At 41.7% G+C, this 12,660-nt stretch carries 9 protein-coding genes; 3 read left to right on the top strand and 6 right to left on the bottom strand.

The features are described 5' to 3' along the window. Nucleotides 1-101 precede the first annotated feature (101 nt). The gene (locus tag NJD71_RS09590; RefSeq protein ID WP_319051745.1) at nt 102-725 is read right to left on the bottom strand and encodes a LemA family protein; all 624 of its coding nucleotides are present in this window, start codon (nt 723-725) and stop codon (nt 102-104) included. A 1,077-nt stretch (nt 726-1,802) separates the two neighbouring features. Here NJD71_RS09590 and NJD71_RS09595 point away from each other — a divergent pair. Continuing rightward, complete coding sequence (locus tag NJD71_RS09595; RefSeq protein WP_319051746.1) at nt 1,803-3,341, top strand: alanine/glycine:cation symporter family protein; 1,539 nt, start codon at nt 1,803-1,805, stop codon at nt 3,339-3,341. A 543-nt stretch (nt 3,342-3,884) separates the two neighbouring features. On the opposite strand, the gene NJD71_RS09600 is transcribed toward NJD71_RS09595, so the two are convergent. Both NJD71_RS09600 and NJD71_RS09605 read right to left on the bottom strand, forming a co-directional pair. Then, on the bottom strand, nt 3,885-4,499 hold the full coding sequence (locus NJD71_RS09600; RefSeq protein WP_319051747.1) for a fasciclin domain-containing protein: 615 nt from the start codon (nt 4,497-4,499) through the stop codon (nt 3,885-3,887). A 420-nt stretch (nt 4,500-4,919) separates the two neighbouring features. Then, complete coding sequence (locus NJD71_RS09605) at nt 4,920-5,474, bottom strand: fasciclin domain-containing protein (protein ID WP_319051748.1); 555 nt, start codon at nt 5,472-5,474, stop codon at nt 4,920-4,922. Between the two features lie 565 nt (nt 5,475-6,039). Here NJD71_RS09605 and metH point away from each other — a divergent pair. Together metH and NJD71_RS09615 are read left to right on the top strand one after the other, a co-directional pair. Next, a complete protein-coding gene (gene metH / locus NJD71_RS09610; RefSeq protein WP_319051749.1) occupies nt 6,040-9,843 on the top strand; it encodes a methionine synthase in 3,804 nt (1,267 codons plus the stop codon). A gap of 272 nt (nt 9,844-10,115) precedes the next feature. Continuing rightward, nucleotides 10,116-11,639 (top strand): RNA-directed DNA polymerase, encoded by a 1,524-nt coding sequence (locus NJD71_RS09615; protein ID WP_319051750.1) that lies wholly within the window; start codon nt 10,116-10,118, stop codon nt 11,637-11,639. Nucleotides 11,640-11,644: 5 nt separating this feature from the next. On the opposite strand, the gene NJD71_RS09620 is transcribed toward NJD71_RS09615, so the two are convergent. The 3 genes from NJD71_RS09620 to NJD71_RS09630 form a co-directional block, all read right to left on the bottom strand. Beyond that, nucleotides 11,645-12,151: a hypothetical protein gene (locus tag NJD71_RS09620; RefSeq protein WP_319051751.1), complete on the bottom strand. Its 507-nt coding sequence runs from the start codon at nt 12,149-12,151 to the stop codon at nt 11,645-11,647. A 26-nt stretch (nt 12,152-12,177) separates the two neighbouring features. Then, nucleotides 12,178-12,324 carry a DUF2256 domain-containing protein gene (locus tag NJD71_RS09625; protein WP_319051752.1) on the bottom strand — a complete coding sequence of 49 codons (147 nt, stop codon included), beginning with the start codon at nt 12,322-12,324 and terminating at the stop codon, nt 12,178-12,180. 85 nt (nt 12,325-12,409) lie between these two features. Further along, on the bottom strand, nt 12,410-12,571 hold the full coding sequence (locus tag NJD71_RS09630; RefSeq protein ID WP_319051753.1) for a DUF2256 domain-containing protein: 162 nt from the start codon (nt 12,569-12,571) through the stop codon (nt 12,410-12,412). Between the last annotated feature and the right edge of the window lie 89 nt (nt 12,572-12,660).

Here is a 12,660-nt window from a genome sequence, read left to right on the forward strand (position 1 = left end):
CATTTTTACAGATTGATAGACATTAGCTAGGCGTCATTACGTCATCAGCTAAATAAATAGAGCGGCATACACCGCTCTATTTTGTATATTTTTGACCAGTACTACTCTGCTGCAGAATCTCCAAAATCGACACTGGGTGCAGTCGAGATAGCTTCCTCATTAGCAACACTAAAGTTTGGCTTGGTATCCATGCCAAATACTTTTGCCGTGATATTGGTTGGGAACTGGCGCACCGTTGTATTGTAACCTTGCACTTCTTGGATGTAGCGATTACGAGATACAGCAATGCGGTTTTCTGTACCCTCTAACTGCGCCTGCAGATCTTGGAACAACGCATCTGATTTTAGTTCAGGATATCGCTCAGATACTGCCATTAAACGTGACAGCGCCCCAGTCATTTGCTCTTGCGCCGCAGCGTAACGCTCCATTGCTTCTGGATCGTTCAGTACTTCAGGTGTCACAGTAATACCGCCAGCACGTGAGCGAGCTTCAGCTACTTGGGTGAAGACCTCTTGCTCTTGCTCAGCATACTGCTGTACAACCTTGACTAAGTTTGGCACCAAATCACTGCGACGCTGATATTGGTTGACCACTTCTGACCACGACGCTGTTACTTGTTCATCTTGCGCCTGTAAGTTGTTATAACCACAACCGCTTAGACCGACCGTAGAGGTTGTCAATAGTGCTGCTAGCAACATCGGCTTCATAATTGATTTGCGCGTCATTGTTGATTCTCCTAATAATGATAAATAACAAATATCTAATAACCCATTTTTAATAATTTTTGCGTATATATCCTAATAATCATCGAGTAGTCATATATGTTTTGTATTTTGTATAAGGCGATTGCTTATAAACAGTCAAAGTACGATATGAGCAAAACTCGTTATTCTTATCGACGATCTTATTGGCAGCCACATCGATAACTTCCATATATCGATAGCTTCTATATATTGGTAATCCGCTAACAATGTCGATAGCTTACAGGATGTCATGATAATAATGGCGCTATCGCAAAGCTTTTACAATTGACCGTTACCAAAACACAACCACGTACGTCACCAGTTATCTGATTTTGCGACTGTACGTAGATTGATAGGTTAGTGAACTGGTTCAAATAGACAAAAAGTTGTATATATACAAACAATTATTTATATCTAAGCCAAAACTTGCTAATGTATCTGTCAAATAAAATTTGAATATATCTGCTCTCTACAAAGAAATTTCTAGTAATTAGCATAAAAATATGGCAAATTGCAGTTACGTAGCCGTACGGTTTGAATACATTTGGTAGTGGACTTATAGTTTGATACGTATTAGCGAGTAGGTAGCTGAGACATAAAAACGTCAACCAGCCACCAAACCTCTTCTAATGCTATCAATTCGCCATATCAGCAGTGTAGTCAATCGTAATGGCTCATAGCAAATTGAATACCATCATCATGACGAGTATTTAATTATATAACCGCCTGTTTTATCCGCGGGTTAACTGATGACTCATCTCATTCATAGCGTGATGATAGGACACCGCACGAATTGATGCTGTATAACATTTACAAACGCAGCTGATATTAATGCTATCGACGATAAGTACTCTGCACATGGTTTTATTGTCGATAAGCCAAGCGGATAAATACAGACAACTACAGTCCATTTTTGGTGGCTAAGCACGTATGAGACTTAACTAATAAAGATATGAGTCAATGCAGATAATTTAACTGCTTAACTTAGATAAGTAAGTTAACCAGTTAATTTACTCCTAGCATACAGAGCCACCTCAAGACAGTACTAGGAATATATATATGGAAGGTTTAGTTAACTTAGTAAATGGAATTATCTGGAGCCCAGCACTGATCTATCTGTGTTTGGGTGCTGGTCTATTCTATTCCATCATGACGCGCTTCGTTCAGGTGCGTCTATTCGGTGAAATGATCAAACTCCTATTCACTGGTAAATCTAGTGCACAAGGTATTTCATCATTTCAGGCACTAGCCGTTTCCCTCGCAGGACGTGTGGGTATGGGTAACATCGCTGGGGTAGCTGCTGCTATCGGCTTCGGTGGCCCAGGTGCTGTATTCTGGATGTGGGTTGTGGCCTTCTTAGGCGCATCTACTGCCTACGTCGAGTCTACCCTTGCACAGATTTATAAAGAAAAAGATGTGGTAACTGGCGAATATCGCGGTGGCCCTGCTTATTACTTTGAGCGTGCCCTTGGTCAAAAGTGGTACGGCATCCTCTTCGCAATCTCTTCTATCTTAGCTTGTGGTATGTTCCTACCTGGTGTACAGGCGAACGGTGTTATCAGTGCGTTTGCACAGGTAATGGGCGAAGGTACGATCATGAACGTTGGTGGCCTAGAAGTCGGCTCTATGCGTCTAGTGGCACTAGCTATTATCTTAGTCGTACTAGGTATCATCATCTTTGGTGGTATTAAGCGTATTGCAACCTTTACCGAGTACGCCGTACCTTTCATGGCACTTGGCTATATCGTTCTAGCGTTGATCATCATGTTCGCTAACTTCAGCATGATCCCACAAGTATTTGGTATGATTGTTGGTGATGCGTTCACTGCACAAGCAGGCTTTGGTGCAGCGATTGGTTGGGGCGTAAAACGTGGTATCTACTCTAACGAAGCGGGTCAAGGTACAGGTCCTCACGCTGCTGCTGCTGCTGAAGTTGAGCATCCATCACAGCAGGGTCTGGTTCAGGCATTCTCAGTATATGTTGATACATTGTTAGTATGTTCTGCTACTGCCTTTATGATCCTAACGATGGGTACATACAACATCCAAGGTACGCTACCTGATGGTCAGTTCATCGTTCAAAACGTTGCAGCGACTACTGAAATCAACGCGCCTGCCTTTACGCAGATGGCAATGGAATCAGTATACGGCTCATTCGGTGATACCTTTATCGCTGTCGCTGTATTCTTCTTTGCCTTTACAACTATCCTAGCTTATTACTACATCGCTGAAGTAAACGTCACTTACTTGACTCGCTTCATCGGTCGCGGTGCGCACAAAACGGGTCTATTCTTGGTTAAGATCTTGATCATGGCGATGGTTGCTTATGGTGGTCTAAACTCAGCTGGTTACATCTGGGCAATTGGTGATATCGGTGTTGGTCTTATGGCTTGGCTCAACATTGTTGGTATTTTGGTTATCTTCATTGTGGCACGTCCAACCCTTACCATGCTTAAAGACTACGAAGCACAGCGTAAAGCTGGCGTAAAACGCTATAGTTTTGATCCTGCTAAATTCGGTATCAAAAACGCACCTTATTGGGAAGAGCGTCATCTAGAAGAGCAAAAAAGAATGAATGCAGATCCACTACGCAAATAACATATACGTAGATAATACGCATAGTATGTTTTAGAGTAGGTACTGCTCACTCTAATAAAAAGCCCGAGGCAATGGTCTCGGGCTTTTTTGTTGTCTTATTTTCGTACATACCGTTGTGACGACTATTGCAGTAGGTTTAGATAAGTTTAAACCTTAACCGTATGCAAACTTTACTCTGATAGTAGCCTTGTCTGTAAAAATGCTTCTTAACAGTAATTGCTTGCAGTAGCCCAACGAGTAGCCTACTCTTCTGTATTTATATCAGCAAAATTGCTTATCTTTTCCAAGATAACTGCAACGCCAAGTATTTTTCTGATATATGCTCTTATTATCTGAACACTCAAAGCACTTTCGTAGCTTGTTTATTATCAGATTGCGCTTTAGTTGTTTGAGACGTGACGACTATTTCCTTATCCTACAGGTTCCTTATCTTATAAGTACAAAAAAGCCTAGCACTATGGCTAGGCTTTCTCTGTAAAATCAGTTCTATGGTTCAACGTTATCAAATGTGAATCATAAGACTAACCTACGTTATAGAATAGTTTACTCAGGCATCAACACTGCATCGATAGTATGTACTACGCCGTTTGTCGCCATGATGTCTGTACCAGTGATGTTAGCTGTACCACCAGTAGCATCGGTAATCACGTTATCTTCGCTGATAGAGATTGTGTTGCCATTCGCGGTTTCAATATCAGTACCATAAGGGATATCAGCAGCTTGAACTTCCATTGCTACGACATGGTAAGGAAGTACTGTTTTTAATAGGTCTGTATTGGCCAACAACTCTTCTTTGGTCACACCTAGTTTTTCTAGTACAGGAGCAAACGCATCATCAGTTGGTGCAAATACAGTGTACTTAGTGTCTTCCATTAGCATGCTGTCAAGACCAGCTGCTTGTAGCGCGGCTGTTAGGATAGTTAGGTTTTCGTTACCTGCTGCTAGCTCTGCGATGGTTTGCGTCGCTTCCATATCCATATCGTCTGCCATTGGCTCTGCTTCAACCATCGGATCAGTCTCTACAACAGGCTCCATAGCCACCTCTTCAGTGGTAACTTCAGGCTCAACTGGCTCAGCAACGGTTTCAGTATCGTTACAGGCTGCTAGTGACATGGCTGCTGTTACGACTGCGATAGATAATAGGTTCTTCTTTAACATGGGTATTTCCTTTTATATAATTGGGTGCGTCATTTATTTAACAATGGATTGTTTTCAATAAATATAACAGTGACTGATATATTGTAAATATGACCAACCAATCAGTCATAATGTTATGTCCGCTATATCAATAACTACAATTCTAACGGTTTAATTTTTAATTGATACTTACTTAAGTAGTGGCACTGTATCAATCACGTATACAGCATTATCAACTTGTATATTGGTTATTGTGATATTTGAAATACGAACACGTTTTTGAACATCAATACTTACAAGATACATATGTCATACTGGTTAAATAATCGTTGTCAGTTCTTTCCTAAATCTTAAAACAGCTATTATTCGATGATAAATTCATCAAATAATAGCTGTCTACTACTCAAGCCTTACTATAAAATTTGAGTGTTTTTACTGGTCTTATTTAGGTAGTAGTACTCTATCGATAACATGTACAACACCATTAGTGGCTGCGATGTCTGTTTTTACGATATTGGCAGTACGACCGTTTTCATCCATCAGTTTACCTTGGTTGGTAACCATCAATGTATCTTTGCTTGCAGTCATGACATTACCTGGCTTGACGTCTTTGGCATACATCGCCATGTCGCTGCTGACTACGTGGTAGCCCAAAACTTTAGTTAACAATGGCTTATTGGCAAACAACTGCGCTTTGGTCATGCCTGTTTCTTGCAATGCTTGCATGAATGCAGCGTTAGTTGGTGCAAATACAGTATAGTGTGCGTTAGGATCAGATAGCATGCCTGTTAGACCTGCTGCTTGTACCGCTTCTACCAATACTGAAAAATCAGAGTTACCCTGAGCAACCTGTACGACGTTCATTTTTGCCATATTTTGGCTGTGCATTGGTGCTTTCATGTCTGCGCTTTGCGCTGGCATCATGTTGTTACAGGCACTTAGGCCAGCAACAGAAATGGCTAGCGTACCGATAGTAGCAAGTTTGGTTAATTTCATAACATTATCCTTAATGATTGAGTATTTATTAGCTATAGTTTTACAGGTCACATTCGCTTCTTATACAAGCTGCTTGTTTTATATAGTAACTTGAACTACTACCTCATATTGATACGAGAATATCTGTCTGAGCTACTTAAGCAGTGATTTTTACTTATAAGCAAAACTTACGAAGGCCTTATCTTTCTGAAATCAAATTAACATTTATAAGACGCCTATCAACCTGGCTTTACGCAACTTTTTGTAGTACAGGTGTAAACTCTGTCGCACTTGTAAGAACAACCGTTGACTTTCATTTGTAAAACCAAAGCTTTATGTAATCTCTAAGCGAAATGATATTCATTTGTTCTTATTTTCTATACGACATAGAATCGATATCATGCTGTAAGCAGTGTCGCAGCCAAACTGCTTGTCTATGGCAAAAGTAGAATAGGCAGTATCCACGTGGGGGATATGTTTCATGCTAGAATAATGCGAATTTGCCTACCCCTCTTTATTAGATTTTTTACTATATTTATTTGTTATTCCTTCCTTTTATAATATTGACGATATAAGCAGCGCTACTATGACTCAAACGATGACCTCACAGACTTCTTCTCACTCTGACATTACTTCTAGCTCGTCATCTGTTGATGACTTTATTCTGACACCGCCTGCTGTTTTTCCTTATAAAGAGCAGCAGCTGACGGCACGCGCCCGTATTATCGAGCAAATGACGTCACGAATTCTGCTGCTAGATGGCGCGATGGGTACGCAGATTCAGACCTACAAGCTAGAAGAGTCTGACTATCGTGGTGAGCGCTTCGCTGATATCAACCAAGACGTACGCGGCAATAATGATCTGCTGGTGTTGACTCAGCCGCACATGATTAAAGACATTCACCATGATCATTTGTTGGCTGGTGCGGATATCATCGAGACCAATACCTTTAACGGTACGCGCCTGTCGATGGCTGACTATGACATGCAGTACTTGGTGCCTGAGCTGAACAAAACAGCAGCCAAGATTGCGCGCGCAGCGGCTGATGAGTTTACCGCCAAGACGCCTGAGAAACCGCGTTTTGTCGCTGGTGTGGTCGGTCCGACCTCACGTACGTGCTCGCTATCGCCTGATGTCAACGACCCTGCGTTTCGTAATATTACTTTTGATGAATTGGTGCTTAATTACCGTGAAGCAACTTTATGCCTGATAGAAGGTGGCGTCGATCTTATTTTGATTGAGACAATCTTTGATACGCTAAATGCCAAAGCGGCGATATTTGCGATCACAGGTGTGTTTGAAGATATTGGCTTTGAGCTACCAATCATGATCTCAGGTACGATCACCGATGCCTCAGGTCGTACGCTATCTGGTCAAACGGCGGAAGCATTCTACAACTCGATTCGCCATGCCAAGCCACTATCCGTTGGCTTTAACTGTGCGCTTGGTGCTGATGCGCTGCGCCCACATATTCAGACATTGTCAAACATCGCTGATACCTTTGTCTCTGCGCATCCAAACGCTGGTCTGCCCAATGAGTTTGGTGAGTATGACGAAACCGCTGAAGAAACGGCTGCCCTACTCGAAGGGTTTGCTAAAGCGGGTATCTTAAACATCGTGGGTGGCTGCTGTGGTACGACGCCTGAGCATATCCGTCAAATCGCTAAAGTCGTGGCAAACTATGCGCCGCGTGTCATTCCAGAGATTGCGCCTGCCTGCCGCTTATCGGGGCTAGAGCCTTTTACCATCAATGCTGATAGCTTATTCGTCAATGTCGGTGAGCGTACCAACGTCACAGGCTCCAAAAAATTCCTACGTTTGATTAAAACCGAGGCCTATCTTGAGGCGCTCGATGTCGCGCGTGATCAGGTTGAGGGCGGCGCGCAAATCGTCGATATCAATATGGACGAAGGCATGCTCGACTCCAAGCAGGCAATGATTCACTTCGTCAACCTCGTCTCAGGCGAACCAGATATCAGCCGTGTACCGCTAATGATTGACTCATCCAAATGGGACATCATCGAAGAAGGCCTCAAACGTACGCAAGGCAAATCTGTCGTCAACTCCATCTCGCTAAAAGAAGGTCATGCTGAGTTCGTTGAGCGCGCCAAATTGTGTATGCGTTATGGTGCCGCTGTTATCGTCATGGCGTTCGATGAAGACGGACAAGCTGACACCTACGAGCGTAAGATTGAAATATCTAAACGCAGCTATGATGTACTGGTCAACGAGGTGGGTTTCCCTTCTGAGGACATCATCTTTGACCCGAATATCTTTGCCGTTGCAACGGGTATCACTGAGCATAATAACTATGGCGCTGACTTTATCAATGCCACACGTTGGATTACAGAAAACCTACCAAATGCGATGGTTTCGGGCGGGGTGTCCAACGTGTCGTTTAGTTTCCGTGGTAACCCCATCCGTGAAGCGATTAACTCTGTGTTCCTATTTCACGCGATCAAAAATGGCCTGACCATGGGTATCGTTAATCCAGCCATGCTTGAGCTGTATGATGATATTCCGATTGAGGCGCGTGATGCGATCGAAGACGTCATGCTCAACCGCAATCAAGGTGAAACGGGGCAAGATGCGACCGAGCGCCTAATGACTGTCGCTGAAAATTACCAAGATGGCGGCAAGAAAAAAGACAGCACCGTCGATATGAGCTGGCGTGAGGGTACGGTAGAAGAGCGTATCGCATATGCCCTCGTCAAAGGGGTGACCACCTTTATCGAAGAAGACACCAAAGAAGCATGGGAGAAATATCCCAAACCGCTCGAAGTTATCGAAGGGCCACTGATGGACGGTATGAATATCGTCGGTGACCTATTCGGTGCGGGCAAAATGTTCCTGCCGCAAGTCGTGAAATCTGCTCGCGTGATGAAGCAATCCGTCGCATGGCTAAACCCGTACATCGAAGCGGAAAAAGTCGAAGGCGAAGTCAAAGGTAAAATCCTGATGGCAACCGTCAAAGGCGATGTGCATGATATCGGCAAAAACATCGTCGGCGTGGTACTTGGCTGTAACGGCTATGATATCGTCGATCTGGGCGTGATGGTACCGTGCGAAACCATCCTCGATACCGCTATCAGAGAAAAAGTCGATATCATCGGTCTGTCAGGGCTGATTACCCCAAGTCTCGATGAGATGGTCTATGTTGCCAAGCAAATGCAAGAGCGCGGCATGACCCTACCATTGATGATCGGCGGCGCAACAACATCGAAAGCGCATACGGCCGTCAAGGTCGAACCGCAGTATCAAAACGATGCGGTCATCTATGTCTCGGACGCCTCGCGCTCAGTCGGCGTGGTGACCAAACTGCTATCAAAAGAGCACCGTACTGCTCTCATCGATGAAACCCGCGCAGAATATATCAAAGTACGTGAACGCCTTGCCAAGCGTCAACCCAAAGCCGCCAAAGTCACCTATGCCGAATCGGTCAAGATTGGCTTTCAATATGATTGGGAAAACTACGTGCCACCGGTGCCAAATACGTTAGGACAAGTGATATTGGATGACTATCCAATCACTAACCTATTGCCCTATATCGACTGGACACCATTCTTTATCTCTTGGGGCCTGACGGGTAAATACCCGAAAATCCTACAAGATGATGTAGTAGGCGAAGCGGCTCATGATCTGTTTGAAAACGCTGAAGAGCTGCTACAAAAAATGATTGAGGAAAAATCCATCGTCGCTAAAGGCGTGTTCAAACTCATGCCCGCTCGCCGTACTGGGGCCGACACCGTCACCGTCTATGACGATGCGCCTGCTGATGGCGGCAAACCAACGTATCAGTTCGAGCACTTACGTCAGCAAAGCGACAAAGCAAGCGGTAAGCCAAACCTAAGCTTGGCGGACTTTATCTCGCCATCAGAGACGCATACCGATCACTTGGGCGGCTTTACCGTCTCTATCGTGGGTACAGAAGCATTGGCTGAAAAGTACAAAGCAGCAGGCGACGACTATAACGCCATTATGGTACAAGCGCTGTCTGACCGCCTAGCAGAAGCCTTTGCCGAGCATCTGCATGAGCTAATCCGTAAAGAATATTGGGGCTATCAGCCGACTGAGTCACTCACCAATGAGGAAATGATTAAAGAAAAATACGTCGGTATACGCCCTGCCCCTGGCTACCCTGCTTGCCCTGAACATACCGAAAAAGGCAAATTGTTTGATTGGCTCGGTACGGTCGAGGCAATCGGTACGACCTTGACCGAAAGCTATGCGATGTGGCCTGCGTCATCTGTCAGCGGATTCTATTACTCGCATCCTGATAGTGAGTACTTCAACGTCGGTAAGATCAGTCGTGACCAGTTAGAGAGCTATGCCGAGCGTAAAGACTGGGATATGAAGACTGCTGAGAAGTGGTTAAATCCGAATTTGTAGGGATGGTTTTAGCTAGAACTTTTTAAATGAATATTTGCTGCGGGATTGGTTGCTTAGGTAGCCAATCACGCTCTCATTGATATAAAATAAACATTACTGTATTTTCAAGTATTTAAATCAACTATCGTCATTAAGAGTTAACTTCTTAAATATGGCAATAGCTTGAAGTAAAGTATGATATAAAAATTATGTAAAGCCAATTTATATCTATGGTTGAGTTTTTTGAGGCTGGCTATGAGTTTGAAGTGGTTAAATTTTAGGAGCTCCAACTTGTGAAGGATAAGTCTAAACACCAATCTGTACTCATTCTCAATGGTTATGATGCTCGGCAATTTTTTCTTAAAAGTGAATCTTATTGCAATATTGATTTACCTCCCTACTATACCTTTCAAAATATTTTGGATGAGACAAGCAAGATTTATTATGACTATTATTTGCAAGAAAAGCCTCTTAAATCTTATACAAATACTAAAAAAGTCAAAGAACTAAGTGACGTTAACTATCATATATACGCTAACAAAGATGGGAATTTATCTTGGAGAGAATTTCAAGTAATTCATCCCTTATTATATATTCATCTAGTTTATACTCTAACCCAAAGAGATAATTGGAGTAATATCGTAAATAGATTCAGTACTTTTAAAAAGAATAGGCAAATACAATGCCTAAGTATTCCAGTTTTGTCCTTAACAGAAGAATCGGATAAAGCTGAACAGGTTAGTAACTGGTGGCAGAACGTTGAGCAACGTTCAATTGAGCTAGCCTTAGAGTATGACTATTTATATGATACTGATATTGCTGATTGTTATAGTTCAATTTACACACACTCATTAGCCTGGGCTGTGGAAGGTAAAAATGTAGCAAAAAAAAATATGCACGATAAAGAACTATTAGGGAATCAGGTTGATACAATTATACAAATGATGCAACAAGGTCAAACTAATGGTATTCCTCAAGGCTCAACCTTGATGGATTTTATTGCAGAAATACTATTAGGCTATATAGATGAACAGCTTTCGAAAAAGATAGAAATAGAAGGTATTTCTGACTATAGAATTATTAGGTACAGAGATGACTATCGTATATTCGTAAATAATCCAGACGAAGGTTCAACTTTATTGAAAATTCTTTCAAAGGAATTACTTGAAGTCGGTATGAGGCTTAATAGCGCAAAGACTAAAGAGTCAAACGACGTTATCACAACAGCTATAAAGGCTGACAAGATCGATTGGCTAAATACTACTATTTTAAATAAAAACGCACAACAATTGATATTAGCGATAAGAGAGCATTCAAAAAAATATCCTGATTCTGGGTCATTAAAAAAAGAATTAAGAAAATATTACTATAAAATAAATAAAAAATATGTTCACCCGAACTCTATACTATCACTAGTAAGTATAGTTACGGATATCTGTTATAAAAACCCTAATACTTATCCTATAAGTTTTGCAATAATTAGCAAACTATTGAATTTAGTCTCAGATAAGGATAGAAAAAACTATATTGTTGACGCTATTTTCAAAAAGTTTGAACAATTGCCTAATACTGGCTTCATGCAAATATGGTTTAAAAGAATGATTAGAGACTCAAGAAATGATATTAAGCTTGATGAAGAATTATGTACAATCCTCAATTCTCAAAAAAGTTTATGGGATAACAGTTGGATAAACCCAAAGCCTCTGAAAGAGGTTTTGGAAAATACTCCTATAGTTAATATAGAAAAATATTACTCATTAGATGACATTATTCAAAGCAATGAATTTTCTCTTTTTGAGTATCATGAAAAGAAATAAGCTATTCAATTAAAAGTTTCTGGAACAAACAAAATATCATACAAAGCTTCTATACTATCGTATTTAGTAAATTGTCCTTTATTGATTTTCCGTATGTTAGGTCGCTCAGCCTTCACTCCCTCCGCATTACCTTTAGTATGCTTTGCGACTCTAGCGTTTTCTAATCCAGTTAATGGCTTTCCAGCTTCAGACCCAAAAAAATAAAACGAACACAATTCTAAAGTATGTTCATCGAATTCTATCCAAACAATACATCCCGAGGGTTTATTAGCTAAGCGAACATTTACTTTTTGACTTGGTGTCTTAGCACCAAATTTTGAAGCCTTTAATTGAATATGTCGAATAATATTATTGTCTTCAAGGACAACATCGCAACCTGCGTTATCGACTTCAGGTTTCATGACCTCCAATTGACAGTCATCTTTTTGCCACGAAAGTTTAAGCATTTCACCAACAAATAAATGTTCAATAAGCTTTTCTCGGAAGCTTGAATGTTCATAATGCTTGCTCATAATTTACCTTAATACTTTGTAGTAACTCAATCCGCTTTACTCTTCCCCCGCCGACAGCGCTCAGAACAATAAATTACACTGTCCCAATCCTTCTCCCATTTCTTACGCCATGTGAAAGGTCGCTGGCAGACGGGGCATATTTTTTGCGGTAGGTTTTGTTTTTTATGTGCCATGGTTATCCTTATCTCGTATAAAGCCGGGCTAAAAGCGCCAGCCTACTACGACCGTATATTCTAAATTACCGTCATTACAGCTCTCTTACTTCTGATGACTGACATTTTCATACGTCTTCACTCTTCGACATTGATCTGAGCAGTACACCATACTCTCCCAGTTTTTATCTAGCTTTTTAGTCCAGCTAAATTCGCGCTCGCAGACCGGACATTCTTTTTTGCGGACGTTCTTCTTTTTATGCGCCATAATTTTCCCGTAATCTTATTTAGTTTTAACGATAATTATGAATAAATTTATAAGCTAGTTTTTGTTCATGGTGCGCGGGGCGCACCCTA

It is taken from the genome of Psychrobacter sp. PP-21, assembly GCF_033790785.1.
Lineage (GTDB): Bacteria > Pseudomonadota > Gammaproteobacteria > Pseudomonadales > Moraxellaceae > Psychrobacter.

Excerpts from the sequence above, each read along its gene's own strand:
- NJD71_RS09605 (WP_319051748.1), bottom strand. The coding sequence starts at position 5,474 with ATGAAATTAACCAAACTTGCTACTATCGGTACGCTAGCCATTTCTGTT.
- NJD71_RS09620 (WP_319051751.1), bottom strand. The coding sequence starts at position 12,151 with ATGAGCAAGCATTATGAACATTCAAGCTTCCGAGAAAAGCTTATTGAA.
- NJD71_RS09590 (WP_319051745.1), bottom strand. The coding sequence starts at position 725 with ATGACGCGCAAATCAATTATGAAGCCGATGTTGCTAGCAGCACTATTG.
- NJD71_RS09625 (WP_319051752.1), bottom strand. The coding sequence starts at position 12,324 with ATGGCACATAAAAAACAAAACCTACCGCAAAAAATATGCCCCGTCTGC.
- NJD71_RS09595 (WP_319051746.1), top strand. The coding sequence starts at position 1,803 with ATGGAAGGTTTAGTTAACTTAGTAAATGGAATTATCTGGAGCCCAGCA.
- NJD71_RS09630 (WP_319051753.1), bottom strand. The coding sequence starts at position 12,571 with ATGGCGCATAAAAAGAAGAACGTCCGCAAAAAAGAATGTCCGGTCTGC.
- metH (WP_319051749.1), top strand. The coding sequence starts at position 6,040 with ATGACTCAAACGATGACCTCACAGACTTCTTCTCACTCTGACATTACT.
- NJD71_RS09600 (WP_319051747.1), bottom strand. The coding sequence starts at position 4,499 with ATGTTAAAGAAGAACCTATTATCTATCGCAGTCGTAACAGCAGCCATG.